The organism is Mitsuaria sp. TWR114, assembly GCF_007997345.1.
In genome coordinates this window covers 1-20052 of the sequence record NZ_VOSR01000087.1, presented here as the reverse complement: position 1 = coordinate 20052, position 20052 = coordinate 1, and the positions used below count along the sequence as shown (strand labels likewise).

Annotated in this window: 32 protein-coding genes and 1 pseudogene; all 33 read left to right on the top strand. The window is 63.3% G+C overall.

All coding sequences use genetic code 11. From position 1 onward, the window contains the following. A pseudogene (gene fusA / locus FUT87_RS04700) lies at window positions 1–853 on the top strand (elongation factor G); the annotation flags it as partial. 158 nt (window positions 854–1011) lie between these two features. Further along, entirely contained in the window at window positions 1012–2202 is a 1191-nt protein-coding gene (gene tuf, locus FUT87_RS04695) for an elongation factor Tu (protein WP_091728089.1), read from the top strand. A gap of 134 nt (window positions 2203–2336) precedes the next feature. Further along, complete coding sequence (gene rpsJ, locus FUT87_RS04690; protein ID WP_067065169.1) at window positions 2337–2651, top strand: 30S ribosomal protein S10; 315 nt, start codon at window positions 2337–2339, stop codon at window positions 2649–2651. 309 nt (window positions 2652–2960) lie between these two features. Then, window positions 2961–3632: a 50S ribosomal protein L3 gene (gene rplC / locus FUT87_RS04685; protein WP_091728085.1), complete on the top strand. Its 672-nt coding sequence runs from the start codon at window positions 2961–2963 to the stop codon at window positions 3630–3632. Continuing rightward, window positions 3632–4252, top strand: a complete 621-nt coding sequence (gene rplD, locus FUT87_RS04680; RefSeq protein ID WP_091728080.1) for a 50S ribosomal protein L4 — start codon at window positions 3632–3634, stop codon at window positions 4250–4252. The genes rplC and rplD overlap by 1 nt, the downstream gene beginning before the upstream one ends. After that, a complete protein-coding gene (gene rplW, locus FUT87_RS04675; RefSeq protein ID WP_091728076.1) occupies window positions 4249–4563 on the top strand; it encodes a 50S ribosomal protein L23 in 315 nt (104 codons plus the stop codon). Before rplD ends, rplW begins: the two co-directional genes overlap by 4 nt. Further along, window positions 4563–5387 carry a 50S ribosomal protein L2 gene (gene rplB / locus FUT87_RS04670; RefSeq protein ID WP_091728072.1) on the top strand — a complete coding sequence of 275 codons (825 nt, stop codon included), beginning with the start codon at window positions 4563–4565 and terminating at the stop codon, window positions 5385–5387. Before rplW ends, rplB begins: the two co-directional genes overlap by 1 nt. A 12-nt stretch (window positions 5388–5399) precedes the next feature. Then, the gene (gene rpsS / locus FUT87_RS04665) at window positions 5400–5678 is read left to right on the top strand and encodes a 30S ribosomal protein S19 (protein WP_056194250.1); all 279 of its coding nucleotides are present in this window, start codon (window positions 5400–5402) and stop codon (window positions 5676–5678) included. An 11-nt stretch (window positions 5679–5689) separates the two neighbouring features. Then, complete coding sequence (gene rplV, locus FUT87_RS04660) at window positions 5690–6019, top strand: 50S ribosomal protein L22 (RefSeq protein WP_058937144.1); 330 nt, start codon at window positions 5690–5692, stop codon at window positions 6017–6019. A 15-nt stretch (window positions 6020–6034) separates the two neighbouring features. Next, window positions 6035–6844 carry a 30S ribosomal protein S3 gene (gene rpsC / locus FUT87_RS04655; RefSeq protein ID WP_067065181.1) on the top strand — a complete coding sequence of 270 codons (810 nt, stop codon included), beginning with the start codon at window positions 6035–6037 and terminating at the stop codon, window positions 6842–6844. 12 nt (window positions 6845–6856) lie between these two features. Next, window positions 6857–7273, top strand: coding sequence for a 50S ribosomal protein L16 (gene rplP, locus FUT87_RS04650; RefSeq protein WP_067065182.1), 417 nt, complete (start codon window positions 6857–6859; stop codon window positions 7271–7273). A 14-nt stretch (window positions 7274–7287) separates the two neighbouring features. Further along, complete coding sequence (rpmC, locus tag FUT87_RS04645; protein ID WP_091728069.1) at window positions 7288–7485, top strand: 50S ribosomal protein L29; 198 nt, start codon at window positions 7288–7290, stop codon at window positions 7483–7485. Continuing rightward, window positions 7482–7751, top strand: a complete 270-nt coding sequence (gene rpsQ, locus FUT87_RS04640; RefSeq protein WP_091728066.1) for a 30S ribosomal protein S17 — start codon at window positions 7482–7484, stop codon at window positions 7749–7751. The genes rpmC and rpsQ overlap by 4 nt, the downstream gene beginning before the upstream one ends. Window positions 7752–7910: 159 nt before the next feature. Beyond that, on the top strand, window positions 7911–8420 hold the full coding sequence (locus tag FUT87_RS04635) for a peroxiredoxin (protein ID WP_147240227.1): 510 nt from the start codon (window positions 7911–7913) through the stop codon (window positions 8418–8420). Between the two features lie 261 nt (window positions 8421–8681). Continuing rightward, a complete protein-coding gene (gene rplN, locus FUT87_RS04630; RefSeq protein WP_058933605.1) occupies window positions 8682–9050 on the top strand; it encodes a 50S ribosomal protein L14 in 369 nt (122 codons plus the stop codon). Between the two features lie 25 nt (window positions 9051–9075). Continuing rightward, window positions 9076–9393, top strand: coding sequence for a 50S ribosomal protein L24 (gene rplX, locus FUT87_RS04625; RefSeq protein WP_091728061.1), 318 nt, complete (start codon window positions 9076–9078; stop codon window positions 9391–9393). Window positions 9394–9403: 10 nt separating this feature from the next. After that, window positions 9404–9943: a 50S ribosomal protein L5 gene (rplE, locus tag FUT87_RS04620; RefSeq protein WP_067278833.1), complete on the top strand. Its 540-nt coding sequence runs from the start codon at window positions 9404–9406 to the stop codon at window positions 9941–9943. 8 nt (window positions 9944–9951) lie between these two features. Continuing rightward, on the top strand, window positions 9952–10257 hold the full coding sequence (rpsN, locus tag FUT87_RS04615) for a 30S ribosomal protein S14 (protein ID WP_067065192.1): 306 nt from the start codon (window positions 9952–9954) through the stop codon (window positions 10255–10257). Window positions 10258–10280: 23 nt separating this feature from the next. Continuing rightward, complete coding sequence (rpsH, locus tag FUT87_RS04610) at window positions 10281–10676, top strand: 30S ribosomal protein S8 (RefSeq protein WP_058933609.1); 396 nt, start codon at window positions 10281–10283, stop codon at window positions 10674–10676. 18 nt (window positions 10677–10694) lie between these two features. Then, entirely contained in the window at window positions 10695–11228 is a 534-nt protein-coding gene (gene rplF / locus FUT87_RS04605) for a 50S ribosomal protein L6 (protein WP_091728059.1), read from the top strand. 11 nt (window positions 11229–11239) lie between these two features. Further along, the gene (rplR, locus tag FUT87_RS04600; protein WP_067278827.1) at window positions 11240–11599 is read left to right on the top strand and encodes a 50S ribosomal protein L18; all 360 of its coding nucleotides are present in this window, start codon (window positions 11240–11242) and stop codon (window positions 11597–11599) included. An 18-nt stretch (window positions 11600–11617) separates the two neighbouring features. After that, window positions 11618–12136 carry a 30S ribosomal protein S5 gene (gene rpsE, locus FUT87_RS04595; RefSeq protein ID WP_091728057.1) on the top strand — a complete coding sequence of 173 codons (519 nt, stop codon included), beginning with the start codon at window positions 11618–11620 and terminating at the stop codon, window positions 12134–12136. Between the two features lie 16 nt (window positions 12137–12152). Continuing rightward, entirely contained in the window at window positions 12153–12335 is a 183-nt protein-coding gene (gene rpmD / locus FUT87_RS04590; RefSeq protein ID WP_067065198.1) for a 50S ribosomal protein L30, read from the top strand. 25 nt (window positions 12336–12360) lie between these two features. Continuing rightward, complete coding sequence (rplO, locus tag FUT87_RS04585; RefSeq protein WP_091728055.1) at window positions 12361–12792, top strand: 50S ribosomal protein L15; 432 nt, start codon at window positions 12361–12363, stop codon at window positions 12790–12792. 26 nt (window positions 12793–12818) lie between these two features. Beyond that, window positions 12819–14129, top strand: coding sequence for a preprotein translocase subunit SecY (secY, locus tag FUT87_RS04580; protein ID WP_091728053.1), 1311 nt, complete (start codon window positions 12819–12821; stop codon window positions 14127–14129). Window positions 14130–14179: 50 nt separating this feature from the next. Further along, window positions 14180–14398 carry a translation initiation factor IF-1 gene (infA, locus tag FUT87_RS04575; protein ID WP_009855680.1) on the top strand — a complete coding sequence of 73 codons (219 nt, stop codon included), beginning with the start codon at window positions 14180–14182 and terminating at the stop codon, window positions 14396–14398. 62 nt (window positions 14399–14460) lie between these two features. After that, entirely contained in the window at window positions 14461–14574 is a 114-nt protein-coding gene (gene rpmJ / locus FUT87_RS04570) for a 50S ribosomal protein L36 (protein ID WP_058933616.1), read from the top strand. Between the two features lie 36 nt (window positions 14575–14610). After that, complete coding sequence (rpsM, locus tag FUT87_RS04565) at window positions 14611–14976, top strand: 30S ribosomal protein S13 (RefSeq protein ID WP_091728051.1); 366 nt, start codon at window positions 14611–14613, stop codon at window positions 14974–14976. A 26-nt stretch (window positions 14977–15002) separates the two neighbouring features. Next, window positions 15003–15407, top strand: a complete 405-nt coding sequence (rpsK, locus tag FUT87_RS04560) for a 30S ribosomal protein S11 (protein ID WP_056194196.1) — start codon at window positions 15003–15005, stop codon at window positions 15405–15407. A gap of 232 nt (window positions 15408–15639) precedes the next feature. Then, the gene (rpsD, locus tag FUT87_RS04555) at window positions 15640–16263 is read left to right on the top strand and encodes a 30S ribosomal protein S4 (RefSeq protein WP_147240226.1); all 624 of its coding nucleotides are present in this window, start codon (window positions 15640–15642) and stop codon (window positions 16261–16263) included. A 141-nt stretch (window positions 16264–16404) separates the two neighbouring features. After that, window positions 16405–17397 (top strand): DNA-directed RNA polymerase subunit alpha, encoded by a 993-nt coding sequence (locus FUT87_RS04550; RefSeq protein ID WP_067065206.1) that lies wholly within the window; start codon window positions 16405–16407, stop codon window positions 17395–17397. A 93-nt stretch (window positions 17398–17490) separates the two neighbouring features. Then, complete coding sequence (gene rplQ, locus FUT87_RS04545) at window positions 17491–17877, top strand: 50S ribosomal protein L17 (RefSeq protein WP_091728047.1); 387 nt, start codon at window positions 17491–17493, stop codon at window positions 17875–17877. A 189-nt stretch (window positions 17878–18066) separates the two neighbouring features. After that, window positions 18067–19965 carry a protein-disulfide reductase DsbD gene (dsbD, locus tag FUT87_RS04540; RefSeq protein ID WP_147240225.1) on the top strand — a complete coding sequence of 633 codons (1899 nt, stop codon included), beginning with the start codon at window positions 18067–18069 and terminating at the stop codon, window positions 19963–19965. The last annotated feature ends 87 nt before the right edge of the window (window positions 19966–20052 follow it).

Genomic DNA, 20052 nt, shown 5'->3' with positions numbered 1-20052 from the left:
CGTCGAGCCCAAAACCAAGGCCGACCAGGAAAAGATGGGTATCGCGCTGGGCCGTCTGGCTGCCGAAGACCCGTCCTTCCGCCTGCGCACCGACGAAGAGTCCGGCCAGACCATCATTTCCGGCATGGGCGAGCTGCACCTGGAAATCATCGTCGACCGCATGAAGCGTGAATTCGGCGTGGAAGCGAACGTCGGCAAGCCGCAGGTGGCCTACCGCGAAACGATCCGCAAGTCGGTCACCGACGTCGAAGGCAAGTTCGTGCGTCAGTCGGGCGGCAAGGGCCAGTACGGTCACGTCGTGTTCTCGGTCGAGCCGCAGGAAGCCGGCAAGGGCTTCGAATTCGTCGACGCCATCAAGGGCGGCGTGGTTCCTCGCGAGTTCATCCCCGCGGTGGAAAAAGGCGTCATCGACAGCCTGCCGAACGGCGTGCTGGCGGGCTACCCGGTCGTGGACGTGAAGGTCACGCTGACCTTCGGTTCGTACCATGACGTGGACTCGAACGAAAACGCGTTCAAGATGGCCGCCTCGATGGGCTTCAAGGAAGCCTGCCGTCGCGCCAGCCCGGTCATCCTCGAGCCGATGATGGCCGTGGAAGTCGAAACGCCGGAAGACTATGCTGGTACGGTGATGGGCGACCTGTCCAGCCGTCGCGGCATGGTGCAGGGCATGGACGACATGGTCGGCGGTGGCAAGATCATCAAGGCGGAAGTGCCGCTGTCCGAGATGTTCGGCTACTCGACCTCGCTGCGTTCGGCCACGCAAGGCCGCGCGACGTACACGATGGAGTTCAAGCACTACAGCGAAGCTCCGAAGAACGTCGCCGACGCGATCATCACCGCTCGCGCGAAGTGATGAACTGAGCCGGTGCTCTCGAGCGCCGGCTCATCTGTTTCTCGATCATCGATTCGTCTTCGCAGCAAGTCCCCTCGGTTGCCGGTCGCCGGGGAATCAGGATGCTGCGGAAACGCTAAACCAACAGACCGGGCGAATGCTCTTTTTGGAGAATTGAAATGGCAAAGGGTAAGTTTGAACGTACCAAGCCGCACGTGAACGTGGGCACGATTGGTCACGTTGACCACGGCAAGACGACGCTGACGGCCGCGATCGCGACCGTGCTGGCGGCCAAGTTCGGCGGCGAAGCCAAGGCCTACGACCAGATCGACGCGGCGCCGGAAGAAAAGGCCCGCGGCATCACGATCAACACCGCGCACGTCGAGTACGAGACCGCCAACCGCCACTACGCGCACGTTGACTGCCCGGGCCACGCTGACTATGTGAAGAACATGATCACGGGCGCGGCGCAGATGGACGGCGCGATCCTGGTGTGCTCGGCCGCTGACGGCCCGATGCCCCAGACCCGCGAGCACATCCTGCTGGCGCGTCAGGTCGGTGTGAAGTACATCATCGTCTTCCTGAACAAGTGCGACATGGTGGACGACGCCGAGCTGCTGGAGCTGGTGGAAATGGAAGTCCGCGAGCTGCTGAGCAAGTACGACTTCCCGGGCGACGACACCCCGATCATCAAGGGTTCGGCCAAGCTGGCGCTGGAAGGCGACAAGGGCGACCTGGGCGAGCAGGCGATCATGCGCCTGGCCGACGCGCTGGACAGCTACATCCCCACGCCTGAGCGCGCGGTGGACGGTGCGTTCTTGCTGCCGGTGGAAGACGTGTTCTCGATCTCGGGTCGTGGCACGGTGGTGACCGGTCGCGTCGAGCGCGGCATCATCAAGGTCGGCGAGGAAATCGAGATCGTGGGCATCCGCGATCTGCAGAAGACCACCGTCACCGGCGTGGAAATGTTCCGCAAGCTGCTGGACCAGGGCCAGGCGGGCGACAACGTGGGCATCCTGCTGCGCGGCACCAAGCGCGAGGACGTCGAGCGCGGCCAAGTGCTGGCCAAGCCGGGCACGATCAAGCCGCACACGCACTTCACTGCTGAGATCTACGTGCTGAGCAAGGAAGAAGGCGGCCGTCACACCCCGTTCTTCAACAACTACCGTCCCCAGTTCTACTTCCGCACGACGGACGTGACTGGTGCCGTGGAGCTGCCGAAGGACAAGGAAATGGTCATGCCGGGCGACAACGTCAGCATCACCGTGAAGCTGATCGCTCCGATCGCCATGGAAGAAGGTCTGCGCTTCGCCATCCGTGAAGGCGGTCGTACCGTCGGCTCGGGCGTCGTGGCCACCATCATCGAGTAAATCTTTTGCTGGTACCCGCTGGGTGTCGGTGAAGGGCGCCGCCAGCTTCGGCGGGCGGCGCGCTCGGTACTCGGCGGCGCCAATGCTGCCTCCGCGATGCCCGTGGCATTGCGTCGCTCTTTGAAGGAAAAGTCATGTCTACCAAGCAAAAGATCCGCATCCGGCTGAAGGCCTTCGATTACAAGCTGATCGACCAATCGGCGCTGGAAATCGTGGACACCGCCAAGCGCACCGGCGCGATCGTCAAGGGCCCCGTGCCCCTGCCGACCCGCAAGGAGCGTTTCGACATCCTGCGTTCGCCGCACGTCAACAAGACGTCGCGCGACCAGTTTGAAATCCGCACCCACCAGCGTCTGATGGACATCGTCGATCCGACCGACAAGACGGTCGACGCGCTGATGAAGCTGGACCTGCCGGCCGGCGTGGACGTCGAGATCAAGCTGCAGTAATGCGGCGAGGCCGCCGGAGCGATCCAGCAGCCATCAGGAAGGCGACCTTCGGGTCGCCTTTTTCTTTGGAGCGCGAAGCGGCTCGCTTGCGGTGCGATCAGGGTTGACGCTATACTCCGCAGCTTTTCCGCGCCGGGGTTTCCTGGTGCGGCTTCGTCGCATCGCCGTCGGAGGGGTGTCGGGGCCTTTACCCCTGTCCTCAACGAAGGAGCGGTGCTTGTCGGCCCGGCCAATCGATGTCGGGTGTGTGAAATGACTTCAGGCGCGGGGCGGTGTCTCCGTCGGCGCGTTCGGGGTCAGGAGAAAACCATGAGTCTTAGCAATCGTCTCGGATTGCTGGGCCGCAAGGTGGGCATGATGCGTGTGTTCACGGTCGACGGCGATACCGTCCCCGTGACCGTGCTGGACGTGTCCAACAACCGCGTGACCCAGATCAAGACCGAAGAGTCCGACGGCTACAGCGCCATTCAAGTGACCTACGGCGCGCGCAAGGCGTCCCGTGTCACGAAGCCGGAAGCGGGTCACCTCGCCAAGGCTGGCGTCGAAGCCGGTGAAATCATCAAGGAATTCCGCGTGGATGCCGCGGTCGCCGCCGAATACAAGGCCGGCGCTCAAGTCCCCGTGACGCTGTTCGCCGCCGGCCAACTGGTTGACGTGCAGGGCACCTCGATCGGCAAGGGCTTCGCAGGCACCATCAAGCGCCACAACTTCGGTTCGCAGCGCGCTTCGCACGGTAACAGCCGCTCGCACAACGTTCCTGGCTCCATCTCGATGGCGCAGGATCCGGGCCGCGTGTTCCCGGGCAAGAAGATGTCCGGCCACCTCGGCGACGTCACCGTGACCGTCCAGAACCTGGACGTGGTCCGCATCGACGAAGCCCGCCAGCTGGTGCTGGTCCGTGGTGCCGTTCCTGGCGCGAAGGAAGGATTCGTCGTGATCCGTCCGGCCGTCAAGGTCAAGGTCAAGAAGGGAGCCAACTGATGCAACTCGAGCTCCTGAATGAGCAGGGTCAGGCGACGTCGAAGGTCGACGCTCCCGACACCCTTTTCGCTCGTGATTACAACGAAGCCCTGGTGCACCAGGTGGTCGTGGCTTATCAGGCCAACGCCCGTCAAGGCACCCGCGCTCAGCTGACCCGCGCTGAAGTCCGTCACTCGACGAAGAAGCCGTTCCGTCAGAAGGGCACTGGCAACGCGCGTGCTGGTATGACTTCCTCGCCGCTGTGGCGTGGGGGCGGTCGCATCTTCCCGAACAAGCCGGACGAGAACTTCTCGCACAAGCTGAACAAGAAGATGTACCGCGCCGGCATGGCCGCGATCCTGTCGCAGCTGGCCCGCGAAGGCCGCCTGGCTGTCGTGGATTCGATCTCGATCGAAGCCCCGAAGACCAAGCTGCTGGCCGCCAAGCTCAAGGGCATGGGTCTGGACCACGTGATGGTCATCTCCGATCAGGTCGATGACAACCTGCTGCTGGCTTCGCGCAACCTGGCCAACGTGCTGGTCGTCGAGCCGCGCTACGTCGATCCGCTGTCGCTGGTCTTCTACAAGAAGGTCCTGGTGACGAAGGCCGCGATCGAGCAACTGAAGGAGATGCTGGCATGAGCGCGCCCAAGTTTGCTGACGGCCGTCTGGCCAAGGTGCTGCTCGCTCCGATCGTGTCCGAGAAGGCCACGATGGCTGGCGAAAAGCACAACCAAGTCCTGTTCAAGGTCCTGCGCGACGCGACGAAGCCCGAAGTCAAGGCTGCCGTTGAACTGATGTTCAAGGTTGAAGTCGAGGCGGTGAACATCGTCAACGTCAAGGGCAAGACCAAGCGCTTCGGTGGCCGTCTGGGCCGTCGCGACCACGTCAAGAAGGCGTATGTGTCGCTGAAGGCTGGCCAGGAGCTCAACTTCTCCGGGGAGGCTGCGTAATGGCCGTCGTTAAAGTCAAGCCGACTTCGCCAGGCCGTCGTGGCGTGGTGAAGGTGGTGCACAAGCACCTGCACAAGGGCGCTCCCGAGGCTTCGCTGCTCGAGCCCCAGAAGCAAAAGTCTGGCCGTAACAACAACGGTCACATCACGATGCGCCACAAGGGCGGTGGTCACAAGCACCACTACCGCGTGGTGGACTTCCGTCGCAACAAGGACGGCATCCCGGCGAAGGTCGAGCGCATCGAGTACGACCCGAACCGCACGGCTCACATCGCCCTGGTGTGCTATGCCGACGGCGAGCGTCGCTACATCATCGCCCCGCGCAACCTGGAAGTCGGTTCCTCGATCCTGAGCGGCGCGGAAGCCCCGATCAAGGTCGGCAACACGCTGCCCATCCGCAACATTCCGGTGGGTTCGACGATCCACTGCGTGGAACTGCTGCCGAGCAAGGGTGCCCAGATCGCTCGTTCCGCCGGTACGTCGGTCGTGCTGATGGCCCGTGACGGCATGTACGCCCAGATCCGTCTGCGCTCCGGCGAAGTCCGCCGCGTGCACATCGACTGCCGCGCCACCATCGGTGAAGTGAGCAACGAAGAGCACAGCCTGCGCCAGTACGGCAAGGCCGGCGCCATCCGCTGGAAGGGCATCCGCCCGACCGTGCGTGGTACCGCCATGAACCCGGTCGACCACCCGCACGGTGGTGGTGAGGGTCGTACGGGTGAAGGTCAGGCCCCTGTGTCGCCGTGGAACACCCTGACGAAGGGCTACCGCACTCGCAACAACAAGCGCACGCAGACCTTCATCGTCTCGCGTCGCAAGAAGTAAGGGGTTGACCACATGACTCGTTCCCTCAAGAAGGGTCCCTTCGTGGATCACCACCTGATGGCCAAGGTCGACAAGGCCGTTGCCATCAAGGACAAGAAGCCCATCAAGACCTGGTCGCGTCGTTCGACGATCCTGCCCGAGTTCATCGGTCTGACGATCGCCGTGCACAACGGCAAGCAGCACGTGCCGGTCTATGTGTCTGACCAGATGGTCGGCCACAAGCTGGGTGAATTCGCTCTGACCCGCACCTTCAAGGGCCACCCGGCCGACAAGAAGGCCGGTAAGAAGTAAGGATGACGACGATGGAAACCAAAGCAATCGTTCGTGGCGTCCGCCTGTCGTTCGATAAGGGTCGCCTGGTGGCGGACCTGATCCGCGGCAAGAAGGTGGATCAAGCGCTGAACATCCTGGAGTTCACCCAGAAGAAGGCCGCGCTGATCATCAAGAAGGCGCTGGAATCGGCCATCGCCAATGCCGAGCACAACGACGGTGCCGACATTGACGAGCTGAAGGTCACTTCGATCTACGTGGAGCAGGGCACCACGCTGAAGCGGTTCTCCGCGCGCGCCAAGGGCCGCGGCAATCGCATCAGCAAGCCGACCTGCCATATCTACGTGACCGTCGGCAACTGAGCCTGAAGGAAGACTATGGGACAGAAAATTCATCCGACTGGCTTCCGCCTGCCCGTCACCCGTAACTGGGCGTCGCGCTGGTACGCGAACAACCAGAACTTCGCCAGCATGCTGGCCGAAGATCTGCAAGTGCGCGACTTCCTGAAGGCCAAGCTGAAGAACGCCGCCGTTTCGCGCATCCTGATCGAGCGTCCTGCGAAGAACGCCCGCATCACGATCTTCTCGGCCCGTCCGGGCGTGGTGATCGGCAAGAAGGGCGAGGACATCGAGAACCTGAAGGCCGAGCTGGCCAAGCGTCTGGGCGTGCCCGTCGCGGTCAACATCGAAGAAGTGCGCAAGCCCGAGATCGATGCCCAACTGATCGCCGACTCGATCACCCAGCAGCTCGAGAAGCGCATCATGTTCCGCCGCGCGATGAAGCGCGCGATGCAGAACGCGATGCGCCTGGGCGCGCAGGGCATCAAGATCATGTCCGCCGGCCGTCTGAACGGCATCGAAATCGCTCGCACCGAGTGGTATCGCGAAGGTCGTGTGCCGCTGCACACCCTGAAGGCCGACATCGATTACGGCTTCTCCGAAGCCAAGACCACCTACGGCGTGATCGGCGTCAAGGTGTGGGTGTACCGCGGCGACCGCCTGGCCAATGGCGAGGCCCCCGTGATCAACACCCCCCCGGGTGCCGAAGATGATCGTCGTCCCCGTCGCAATGCCCGTCCGGGCGCGCCGGGTGGCCGTGGTCGTGGCGACAAGCCTGCCGAAGGCGGCGACAAGCCTGCTGCGAAGCGTGTGGTGCGCAAGCCCGCCGCTGACGGCGGCCAGGCGTAAGGAGAACTCAACATGCTGCAACCCGCTCGTCGCAAATATCGCAAGGAGCAAAAGGGCCGCAACACTGGTGTTGCGACCCGCGGCGCGACCGTCGCTTTCGGTGACTTCGGCCTGAAGGCCACCGAGCGCGGCCGCATCACGGCCCGCCAGATCGAAGCGGCTCGCCGTGCCATCTCGCGTCACATCAAGCGCGGTGGCCGGATCTTCATCCGCATCTTCCCGGACAAGCCGATCTCGCAAAAGCCTGCCGAAGTCCGTATGGGTAACGGCAAGGGCAACCCGGAGTACTACGTGGCTGAGATCCAGCCCGGCAAGGTGCTCTACGAGGTCAATGGCGTGCCTGAGGCTCTGGCGCGCGAAGCGTTCACGCTGGCCGCTGCCAAGCTGCCCCTGCGCTGCACCTTCGTGACCCGCCAGCTCGGCGCCTGATTGGAGAACACCCCATGAAAGCATCTGAACTGCGCGCGAAGGATGTGGCTGCCCTGAAGAAGGAAGTCACCGATCTGCTGAAGGCCCACTTTGGTCTGCGCATGCAAAAGGCGACGCAACAACTGACCAACACCTCGGTGCTGGGCAAGACGCGTCGTGACATCGCCCGCGCCAAGACCATCCTGGCCGAGAAGAAGGGAGCCGCGAAATGACGCAAGCTCAAGAGAAGAACACCCGCACCCTGATCGGTCGCGTCGTCAGCGACAAGCGCGCCAAGACCGTCACCGTGCTGGTCGAGCGCCGTGCCAAGCACGAGCTCTACGGCAAGATCGTGGCTCGTTCCCGCAAGTACCACGCCCATGACGAAAAGGGCGAGTACAAGATGGGTGACGTGGTCGAGATCGCCGAAGGCCGTCCGCTGTCCAAGACCAAGAGCTGGGTGGTGACCCGCCTGGTCGAGAAGGCTCAGCTGGTCTGATCGCCTGCGCCGCCGTCGTGGCGGCGCCTGCCGGGAGCGCCCCGTTCTCTGGCACATGAATGGCTGTACGCCGGTAATCCCGGTGTGCAGCCATTTTTCATTTTTCGCGGCACACTCTGCCGCTTTCCTTTTCTTCACAACATCTACCAGGAGTACGTCATGCTGAAAGTGGGCGATCGACTGCCGGCCGGCAATCTGCAGGAATTCATCGAAGTCGAGGGCGAGGGCTGCTCGCTCGGTCCGAACAGCTTTGACATCGAGAAGCTGACCGCAGGCAAGACCGTGGCGATCTTCGCGCTGCCGGGTGCTTTCACGCCGACATGCTCCGCGCAGCACGTTCCGGGCTATGTGGCCCAAGCCGACGCATTCAAGGCCGCGGGCGTCGACGAGGTCTGGTGCATCTCGGTGAATGACGCATTCGTGATGGGCGCTTGGGGCCGCGAACAGAAGACAGCGGGCAAGGTTCGCATGATGGCTGACGGCAGTGCGGCTTTCACGCAGGCCACGGGTCTGACGCTGGACCTGGTCGCCCGCGGCATGGGCCTGCGCTCGCAGCGCTACTCGATGCTGGTCAAGGATGGCGTGGTCAAGACGCTGAACATCGAGGCGCCCGGCAAGTTCGAGGTCAGCGACGCCGGCACGCTGCTCAAGCAGGCACAGGCGCTCTGACAGCTAAATCCGCCAGTTGACAGGCGGATTGTGCTTCGCGCATAATCCGCAGCTTCGCCGAATGGTGGCTCCGTTACTCAACGGGGGTTTCGGGGCCCGCTCCTGAAACGCGCCGCCTTCGGTTCTAGGTTTCTTGCCCATTTAGGCCAGACGCGGGTCGCCGCAAGGTGACAGGTGATTGGCTTACGGGCCCAAGACTGACCGCTCTCTGGATGGCTGCGATGGTCGCAGTTGCCTGAGCGGGAAAAGTTGGGGACAGACATGATCCAAATGCAATCGCGACTCGACGTCGCGGACAACACTGGCGCCAAGTCCGTCATGTGCATCAAGGTGCTTGGTGGTTCCAAGCGTCGCTATGCGCATATTGGCGACATCATCAAGGTCAGCATCAAGGAAGCTGCTCCGCGCGGCCGCGTCAAGAAGGGCGAGGTCTACAACGCGGTGGTCGTGCGCACTGCCAAGGGTGTGCGCCGCCAGGACGGCTCCCTGGTCAAGTTCGACGGCAATGCCGCCGTGCTGCTGAACGCCAAGCTGGAGCCCATCGGCACCCGCATCTTCGGCCCGGTCACGCGTGAACTGCGTACCGAGCGCTTCATGAAGATCGTGTCGCTGGCGCCTGAGGTGCTCTAAGCCCCGCTCAGACAAAGGTATTGCCATGAACAAGATTCGCACAGGCGACGAGGTCATCGTCCTGACCGGCCGCGACAAGGGTAAGCGCGGCACCGTGACGCTGCGCGTCGATGCCGACCATGTCGTGGTCGAAGGCATCAACGTCGTCAAAAAGCACGTCAAGCCGAACCCGCTGAAGGGCACGACTGGCGGCATCGTCGACAAGTCCATGCCCATCCATCAATCCAACGTGGCGATCTTCAACGCCGCTGCCGGCAAGGCCGATCGCGTGGGCATCAAGCTCGGCGCGGATGGCAAGCGGGTGCGCGTGTTCAAGTCGACCGGCGAAGAGATCAAGGCCTAAGGGGTAAGACATGGCTCGTTTGCAAGAGTTCTATCGCGAGAAGGTCGTCCCGGGTCTGACCGAGAAGTTCGGCTACAAGTCCGTGATGGAAGTGCCGCGCATCACCAAAATCACGCTGAACATGGGCGTGAGCGAGGCGGTCGCCGACAAGAAGGTCATGGACCACGCCGTGGGCGACCTGACCAAGATCGCCGGCCAGAAGCCTGTCGTCACCAAGTCGAAGAAGGCGATCGCCGGCTTCAAGATCCGTGACGGCGTGCCCATCGGCTGCATGGTGACCCTGCGTGGCGCCACGATGTACGAATTCCTGGACCGTTTCGTCACCGTGGCCCTGCCGCGCGTGCGTGACTTCCGCGGTATCTCCGGTCGTTCGTTCGACGGTCGCGGCAACTACAACATCGGCGTCAAGGAACAGATCATCTTCCCCGAAATCGAATACGACAAGGTGGATGCTCTGCGTGGTCTGAACATCAGCATCACGACGACGGCCAAGACGGACGACGAAGCCAAGGCTCTGCTGGCTGCGTTCAAGTTCCCGTTCAAGAACTGAGGTGACCCGTGGCAAAACTCTCGATCAAGCAACGTGAGCTGAAGCGCGCCCAACTGGTCGCCAAGTACGCCAAGAAGTACGCGGAACTGAAGGCCATCATCGACGACAGCAAGAAGTCGGACGAAGAGCGCTATCTGGCCCGCCTGGAGCTGCAGAAGCTGCCCCGGAACGCCAACCCGACCCGCCAGCGCAACCGCTGCGAACTGACCGGCCGCCCCCGTGGCACGTTCCGCAAGTTCGGCCTGGCTCGTAACAAGATTCGTGAGCTGGCCTTCAAGGGCGACATCCCCGGTGTCGTCAAGGCCAGCTGGTAATCGGCAGGTTTAGGAGATTTCGTATGAGCATGAGTGATCCTATCGCCGATATGCTGACCCGCATTCGCAACGCCCAGAGCGTTGAGAAGGCCAGCGTCGTGATGCCTTCGTCGAAGCTGAAGGTCGCGATCGCCAAGGTCCTGAAGGATGAAGGCTATATCGACGATTTCGCGGTGCGTGGCGATGCTGCCCGCCCCGAGCTCGAGATCGCGCTGAAGTATTACGCCGGTCGTCCGGTGATCGAGCGCATCGAGCGCGTGAGCCGTCCCGGCCTGCGCATCTACAAGGGCCGCCACGACATTCCCCAGGTCATGAATGGCCTGGGCGTGGCGATCGTCACGACCCCGAAGGGCGTGATGACCGACCGCAAGGCACGTCAAGCCGGTGTCGGCGGCGAAGTGCTTTGCTACGTCGCCTAAGCCAAGGAGAGACAGACAATGTCCCGCGTTGGAAAAATGCCGGTCGTCCTCCCGCAAGGCGTGGAAGCGACGATCGCCGCTGAGAAGATCAGCGTCAAGGGCGCCCAGGGCACCCTGTTCGTGGCCGCGAATCCTCTGGTCACGGTCAAGCTGGAAGGCGGCAAGCTGACTTTCGTCCCGGTCAACGAATCGGCTGAAGCCGATGCGATGAGCGGCACGATGCGCGCGCTGCTGAACAACATGGTCAACGGCGTCAGCAAGGGCTTCGAGAAGAAGCTGAACCTGGTTGGCGTGGGCTTCCGTGCCCAGGCTCAAGGCCAGAAGCTGAACCTGCAGATCGGTTTCTCGCATCCCGTGGTCAAGGACATGCCGGCTGGTATCAAGGTCGAGTGCCCGACCCAGACGGAAATCCTGATCAAGGGTGCAGATCGCCAGGTCGTCGGCCAGATCGCTGCCGAAGTGCGCGCGATCCGTCCGCCGGAGCCCTACAAGGGCAAGGGCATCCGTTACGCCGACGAGAAGGTCTCCCTCAAAGAGACCAAGAAGAAGTAAGGAGCCGCGCCATGCTGAACAAGAAGGAACAACGCCTGCGTCGTTCGCGTCAAACGCGTGCCCGCATCGCCCTGCAGCGTGTGGCCCGTCTGACGGTCTTCCGCTCGAACCTGCACATCTACGCCTCGGTCATCTCCGAAGACGGTCAGCGCGTGCTGGCTTCCGCTTCGACCGCCGAGAAGGAAGTGCGCACGCAGCTGTCCGGCAAGGGTGGCAACGTGGCTGCCGCGAGCCTGATCGGCAAGCGCATCGCCGAGAAGGCGAAGGCCGCTGGCGTCGAGAAGGTGGCTTTCGACCGTTCGGGCTTCGCCTACCACGGCCGTGTCAAGGCCCTGGCTGAAGCCGCTCGCGAAGCCGGCCTGCAGTTCTGACGCTCAAAGGATTAGGAAATGGCAAAGTTTCAACCCCGCGCTCAGACCGAAGGCAACGACGACGGCCTGAAGGAAAAGATGATCGCGGTCAACCGCGTCACGAAGGTTGTGAAGGGCGGCCGCACGCTGTCCTTCGCTGCGCTGACCGTGGTCGGTGACGGCGATGGCCGCATCGGCATGGGCAAGGGCAAGGCCAAGGAAGTGCCCGTCGCCGTGCAGAAGGCGATGGAATCGGCCCGCCGCAACATGATCAAGGTCGCCCTGAAGAACGGCACCATCCAGCACAACGTGGTGGGTGAGCACGGCGCGGCGCACGTGATCATGGCTCCGGCTCCCGCCGGTACCGGCGTGATCGCTGGCGGCCCGATGCGCGCTGTCTTCGAAGTGATGGGCGTGACCGACATCGTGACCAAGAGCCACGGTTCGACCAACCCCTACAACATGGTTCGTGCCACGCTGGACGCGCTCAAGCGCTGCTCCACGCCCGCCCAAGTGGCGGCCAAGCGCGGCAAGACGGTTGAAGAAATCTTCAACTGAGCGCCAGGAGATCGAGATGTCTGACAAGAAAACGCTCACGGTCAAGCTGGTCCGCAGCCCGATCGGCTGCCGCGCCGACCATCGCGCGACGGTCGTCGGCCTGGGTCTTCGCAAGCTGAACAGCACGAAGACGCTGGAAGACACGCCCGCGGTGCGCGGCATGATCAACAAGATCGCCTACCTGGTGCAGGTGCTGTAAGCACAGCATCGACGAGGAATAGAAGATGCAACTCAATACCATCAAGCCCGCCGCTGGTGCCAAGCACGCCAAGCGTCGCGTGGGCCGTGGCATCGGCTCGGGTCTGGGTAAGACCGCCGGCCGTGGTCACAAGGGTCAGAAGTCGCGCGCCGGTGGCTTCCACAAGGTCGGCTTCGAAGGCGGCCAGATGCCGCTGCAGCGTCGCCTGCCCAAGCGTGGTTTCAAGTCCCTGGCTCGTCCGTTCAACGCGGAAGTGACGCTGTCGGAACTGAACCAGCTGACCGGCGATGAAATCGACCTGCTGACGCTGAAGGCTGTCGGCCTGGTGTCGGAGCTGGCGAAGTCGGTGAAGGTCATCAAGTCCGGCGAGATCACCCGCAAGGTGTCGATCAAGGGTCTGGGCGTGACGGCCGGCGCGAAGGCGGCGATCGAAGCCGCCGGCGGCTCCGTCGCTTAATCAGCCAAGCACAGGACTAGGCGGCAGTGGCAAGCAACGCATCCCAGTTGGCCAAGAGCGGCAAGTTCGGCGACCTGCGTCGCCGGCTGGTGTTCCTGGTCCTCGCGCTGGTGGTTTACCGCATCGGGGCGCACATCCCCGTGCCCGGTATCGATCCGGCGCAGCTTCAGCAGCTGTTCAAGGGCCAGCAGGGCGGGATCCTGAGCCTATTCAACATGTTCTCGGGCGGTGCGTTGTCGCGCTTCACCGTCTTCGCGCTGGGCATCATGCCCTACATCTCGGCCTCGATCGTCATGCAGCTCATGACCTACGTGGTGCCGAGCCTGGAAGCGCTGAAGAAGGAAGGCGAGGCGGGGCGTCGCAAGATCACGCAGTACACGCGCTATGGCACGCTGGGCTTGGCGATCTTCCAGAGCCTGAGCATCGCGTTCGCGCTGGAGAGCTCTCCGGGGCTGGTGTTGAGCCCGGGCTTCGGGTTCCGCATCACTGCGGTGACCAGTCTGGTGGCCGGCACGATGTTCCTGATGTGGCTGGGTGAGCAGATCACCGAACGCGGTCTGGGCAACGGCATCTCGATCCTGATCTTCGGCGGCATCGCCGCTGGTCTGCCGGGAGCGATCGGTGGCCTGCTCGAGCTGGTTCGTACCGGTGCGATGAGCGTGTTCTCGTGCCTGATCGTGATCGTGATCGTGGCCGCGGTGACTTACCTGGTTGTGTTCGTCGAACGTGGCCAGCGCAAGATCCTGGTGAACTACGCGAAGCGTCAGGTCGGGAACAAGGTCTACGGTGGCCAGAGCTCGCATCTGCCGCTGAAGCTGAACATGTCGGGTGTGATTCCGCCGATCTTCGCGTCGTCGATCATCTTGCTGCCCACCACGCTGGTGAGCTGGTTCGCGACTGGCGACAGCATGCGCTGGCTGAAGGACATCGCCGATGCGCTGCGTCCGGGACAACCGATCTATGTGCTGCTGTATTCGGCTGCGATCGTGTTCTTCTGCTTCTTCTACACGGCGCTGGTGTTCAACAGCCGTGAGACCGCAGACAACCTGAAGAAGAGCGGTGCGTTCATCCCCGGGATCCGTCCCGGTGACCAGACGGCTCGGCACATCGACAAGATCCTGTCCCGGCTGACGCTGGCCGGGGCGGTGTACATCACCGGCGTGTGCCTGCTGCCTGAGTTCCTGACGCTGAAGTACAACGTCCCGTTCTATTTCGGTGGCACGTCGCTGTTGATCATCGTGGTCGTCACGATGGACTTCTGGGCCCAGGTCCAGTCCTATGTGATGAGCCAGCAGTATGAGTCCCTGCTGAAGAAGGCCAGCTTCAAGGCCAACTGATGCACCAGGCTAGGTAAATATTCAGACCCAATTCGGCAAGTATCGAAGGTATGGCGAAAGACGACGTCATTCAGATGCAAGGCGAGATTCTCGAGAACCTCCCGAATGCAACCTTCCGAGTCAAGCTGGAGAACGGTCACGTCGTTCTCGGTCACATTTCCGGGAAGATGCGGATGCACTACATCCGAATCCTCCCGGGCGACAAGGTGACTGTGGAATTGACGCCGTACGATTTGAGTCGTGCTCGCATCGTGTTCCGGGCGAAGTGAGCTTTTTAGCAACCCCCGGATTAACGCTGATTGAGCGAACAGAGTAGGTCAAGGAGCAGACCATGAAAGTTTCGGCATCCGTCAAGAAGATGTGCCGCAATTGCAAGATCATCCGTCGTAATGGCGTGGTGCGTGTGATCTGTACCGATCCCCGCCACAAGCAGCGCCAAGGCTGATTGGCCTCACGACTGCAAGCGAATTAGAGGACGCACATGGCACGTATTGCTGGTATCAACATTCCGCCGCACAAGCACACAGAGATCGGTCTGACCTCGATCTACGGCATTGGCCGTACGACCGCGCAGAAGATCTGCAACAGCTGCGGCATTCCGCTGGACAAGAAGGTCAAGGACCTGACCGACTCCGATCTGGAAAAGATCCGTGAGGAAGTGGGCCGCCTGACCATCGAAGGCGACCTGCGTCGCGAGATGTCCATCAACATCAAGCGCCTGATGGACCTGGGTTGCTATCGTGGCTTCCGCCATCGCCGTGGCCTGCCGGTGCGCGGCCAGCGTACCCGCACGAACGCCCGTACCCGCAAGGGTCCGCGCAAGTCGGCGGCGACCGGCAAGAAGTAATCGGCGGCATCTGAAGAAAGCAAACCATGGCAAAAGCACCCAATAACTCGGCTGCCCAGCGCGTTCGCAAGAAGGTTCGGAAGAACGTTGCCGACGGCATCGCCCACGTGCACGCGTCGTTCAACAACACCATCATCACGATCACCGATCGTCAAGGTGGTGCGCTGTCCTGGGCCTCCTCGGGCGGCCAGGGCTTCAAGGGCTCGCGCAAGTCGACCCCCTTCGCGGCCCAGGTGGCTGCTGAAGTGGCCGGCCGTGCCGCTCAGGAGCAAGGCATCAAGAACCTGGACGTCAAGATCAAGGGCCCCGGCCCGGGTCGCGAATCCTCGGTGCGTGCCCTGGCCGCGCTGGGCATCCGCATCAACTCGATCTCCGACGTGACGCCGGTGCCGCACAACGGCTGCCGTCCGCAGAAGCGTCGTCGCATCTAAGCGCTTGCGCAGAGCGGTCGCAATCAGTGCGATAATCGCTGATTCGATCAGATCCAGCCGGCTGGCGCGTCAGTGCCAGCCGGCCGTTTTGCTGAGGATGGTGGAAACGCCCCTCGGCCGAAGTCTTCGACTTCTTGAAGCCCACCGTCCGAGCCTACAAAAACACTGGCCGGACTCGCGCGCAGCCTGGAATGTCTCCGGGCGCGCGTCAGATTGATGAAGGACACGCAAAGTGGCACGTTACCTCGGCCCGAAGGCCAAACTTTCCCGCCGTGAAGGCACCGACCTGTTCCTGAAGAGCGCCCGCCGCGCCATCAGCGACAAGGCCAAGTTCGACACCAAGCCCGGCCAGCACGGCCGTACTTCGGGCCAGCGCACCTCCGACTTCGGCCTGCAGCTGCGCGAGAAGCAGAAGGTCAAGCGCATGTACGGCGTGCTGGAGCGCCAGTTCCGCCGCTACTTCGCCGAAGCCGAGCGCCGCAAGGGCTCGACCGGTGTGAACCTGCTGGTCCTGCTGGAATCGCGCCTGGACAACGTCGTCTATCGCATGGGCTTCGGCTCGACGCGCGCGGAAGCCCGCCAGCTGGTCTCGCACAAGAGCATCACGGTGAACGGCGAGGTCGTGAACATCGCTTCCTACCTGGTGAAGGCCGGTGACGTCGTCGCCGTGCGCGAGAAGGCCAAGAAGCAGCTGCGCATCGCCGACAGCCTGAAGCTGGCCGAGTCGATCGGCCTGCCGGCCTGGGTGGCCGTCGACGCCACCAAGATGGAAGGCGTCTTCAAGAAGACGCCGGATCGCGACGAGTTCGGCGCCGAGATCAACGAATCGCTGATCGTTGAGTTGTACTCGCGTTAATTCTTTCGTGCCTGCCGAGCGGCCCCGCAGGGGCCTGCTCGGCTTTTCCTCGTCCGGGCGTCGTCAGCTGTATTGGGCGCGCCTGGTTGGTCCCTCAGCCTTATCGGTGTAACGAACCGAGGGTATTGAAAGAAAGACCTCATGCAAACGAATCTGCTCAAACCCAAATCCATCACTGTGGAGCCCCTGGGCGGTCATCGCGCCAAGGTGATCCTGGAGCCGTTCGAACGCGGCTATGGCCACACCCTGGGCAACGCCCTGCGCCGTGTGCTGCTGTCCTCGATGGTGGGTTATGCGCCGACGGAAGTGACGATCGCGGGCGTGCTGCACGAGTACTCCGCCATCGACGGCGTTCAGGAAGATGTGGTCCACATCATGCTGAACCTGAAGGGCGTGGTGTTCCGCCTGCACAACCGTGAGGAAGTGACGCTGGTCCTGCGCAAGGAAGGCGAAGGCCCCGTCACCGCCGCTGACATCCAGACCCCGCACGACGTCGAGATCATCAACCCTGAGCACGTCATCGCCCACCTGTCGCAAGGCGGCAAGCTGGACATGCAGATCAAGGTCGAGAAGGGCCGCGGCTACGTGCCTGGCAACATGCGCCGCTATGGCGACGAGCCGACCAAGGCCATCGGTCGCATCGTGCTGGACGCCTCGTTCAGCCCGGTCAAGCGCGTCAGCTATGCCGTCGAGAACGCCCGCGTCGAGCAGCGTACCGACCTGGACAAGCTGGTCATGGAGATCGAGACCAACGGCGCGATCAGCCCGGAAGAAGCGATCCGCGCCTCGGCCAAGATCCTGGTCGAGCAGATGGCCGTCTTCGCCCAGCTGCAAGGCACCGATCTGGTCGACGTCTTCGACCAGGCGCCGGCCGCCCGTTCCAGCAGCTTCGATCCGATCCTGCTGCGTCCGGTCGACGAGCTCGAGCTGACCGTGCGCTCGGCCAACTGCCTGAAGGCCGAGAACATCTATTACATCGGTGACCTGATCCAGCGCACCGAGACCGAGCTGCTGAAGACCCCGAACCTGGGTCGCAAGTCGCTCAACGAGATCAAGGAAGTGCTCGCCTCGCGCGGCCTGACCCTGGGCTCGCGTCTCGAGAACTGGCCGCCCCAAGGTCTCGACAAGCGTTGATTTTTTGAAAGAGGGCGGGTCTGAGGACCCGTCCGGTGCCCCCGGCAGTACCTGATCCGGCTGCCGGCAATAACTGAAGGAAAGGAAAGCACCATGCGCCACCGTAACGGCCTCCGCAAACTGAACCGCACCAGCGAACACCGCGCCGCGATGTTCCGCAACATGGCGGTCTCGCTGCTGCAACACGAAGCGATCAAGACCACGCTGCCCAAGGCCAAGGAACTGCGTCGCATCGTCGAGCCGCTGATCACCCTGGCCAAGGAACCGACCGTCGCCAACCGTCGCCTGGCGTTCAACCGCCTGCGTGACCGCGACATCGTCGTCAAGCTGTTCAACGAGCTGGGCCCCCGTTTCGCCACCCGTCCGGGCGGCTACACCCGCATCCTGAAGATGGGCTTCCGTGTCGGCGACAACGCTCCGATGGCGTACGTCGAACTGGTTGATCGTCCGGAAGCGGCTGAAGGCGACGCCGCTGAATAATCAGCGACCCGCTCAAGCGCATGAAGGCCAGCAGCAATGCTGGCCTTTTTTCTTGTGTATCCGCGATACGCGCAGCGCAGACCGGGCATGGCGCCAGTCCAACGACAGGCCGTGCCGCTTGGCGCTAAGCTTCGCGCCTTTCCGATCTCTCGACGACGCGGTCCACGAAGCCGCACGCGTCCCGCGTTCATGACCCCTCTTGCCTTGATGCGACGCCTGATGCCGGCGCTGGTCCTGTTGCTGACCCTGGCCTCGGCGCTGCTGGCCGTCCCGGCTCGCGCCGACGATTTCCTCGACCCGGACCAGGCCTTCAAGGTCGACGTGCAGTTGACCGGCGATCGCGAGTTCCAGCTGAACTTCACGATCGCGCCCGGCTATTACATGTACCGCGACCAGTTCAAGCTGGAACCGGCGGGCGCGACGCTGGGCGACATCGCCTGGCCGACGCCCAAGCGCAAGTTCGACGAGACCTTCCAGAAGGAAGTCGAGACCTACCGCGACCGGCTGAGCATCAAGGTGCCGGTGACGGCGCTGCAGGCGGCGCCGCTGAAGCTGGTGCTGACCGGCCAAGGCTGCGCGGACAAGGGCTTGTGCTATCCGCCGATGAAGAGCGAGCTGACGCTGGGCCTGAAGGGCTTCGGCGGCGATGGCGGGGTGAAGATCGGTGCGGCGCCGGACGCGCTGAGCGGTTTCGGCGTATCGAACGCGGTGGCGTCGACGCCGGCAGCCGCGGCGACCGGCAACGCCGAAGGCGCGGTCGCAGGCGCCGCGGCGTCTCGTTCGAGCTCGCCGCTGGACGAGGTGCTGGCTTCCGGCCGCCTGTGGCTGGTCATCGGCGCGTTCTTCGCGGCCGGCGTGCTGTTGTCGCTGACGCCGTGCGTGCTGCCGATGCTCCCCATCCTGTCGTCGATCATCGTCGGCCAGGGCGGCACGCCGTCGCGGGCGCGCGGCTTCTTCCTGGCCTTCAGCTACTCGCTGGGCATGGCGCTGCTGTACACGGCGCTGGGCGTCGCGGCGGGCCTCGCGGGCGGAGGCCTGGCAGCCTACCTCCAGAAGCCCTGGGTGCTGACGCTGTTCGCGCTGCTCCTGATCGGCTTCTCGCTGTCGATGTTCGGCGTCTACGAGATCCAGTTGCCGAGCCGCTTCACCGGCGGCGTGTCCGATGCGACCCAGCGCTTGCCCGCCGGCAAGTTCTTCAGCGTCTTCGTGATGGGCGCACTCTCCGCGCTGATCGTGAGCCCCTGCGTCGCGGCGCCGCTGGCCGGCGCGCTGCTCTACATCAGCCAGACCGGCAATGTGGCGGTCGGCGGCCTGGCGCTGTTCGCGCTGGCCTGGGGCATGAGCGTCCCGCTGCTGCTGCTCGGCCTGTCGGCGGGCACGCTCCTGCCGCGCGCCGGGCCCTGGATGGAAACGGTCAAGTATTTCTTCGGGCTGCTGCTGCTGTCGGTCGCGCTGTGGATCGTGCAGCCGGTGCTGCCTGCGGTCGTCGCGCAGCTGCTCTGGGGGGCGCTGTTGATCGCGCTGGCCGCGCTGCTGGGGCATTTCCAGCGCGCCGAGGCCAACACGCCCCGCGTGTGGCTGCGCAAGAGCGCAGCCGTCGCGGCGATGGTGTTCGGCGTGTCGCAGTTCATTGGCGTCGCGGCTGGAGGCACCGACACGCTGAAGCCTTTGGCGGGTGTCGTTGGCGCGGGTAAGGGCGCAGCCGCGGCGGTCGCCACGGGAGAGCCGGTCGCGGTGAACTTCCACAAGGTCAAGAGCGTCGCCGAGCTCGACGAGGCGCTGCGCACCGCCGGCAAGCCGGTGATGCTGGATTTCTACGCCGACTGGTGCGTGTCCTGCAAGGAGATGGAGCGCTTCACCTTCACCGACGCGCGCGTGCAGGCGAAGCTCGCCGGCGCGCTGTTGCTGAAGGCTGATGTCACGGCGAACAACGCCGAAGACCGCGAACTGCTCAAGCGCTTCAAGCTGTTCGGTCCCCCAGGCACGATCTTTTTCGACCCCAAGGGGGAGGAACTGGCTGGCGCGCGAGTCATCGGCTTCCAGGACGCTGACCGCTTCCTCCAATCGCTGCAGGCGGCCGGCCTTTGAATCTTGCGAAGACTGTCGTCAGAAGTTGAGACGACGGTCGATTCCGTGCTACACTCTCTTTCTTCGATCGCGGGGTGGAGCAGTCTG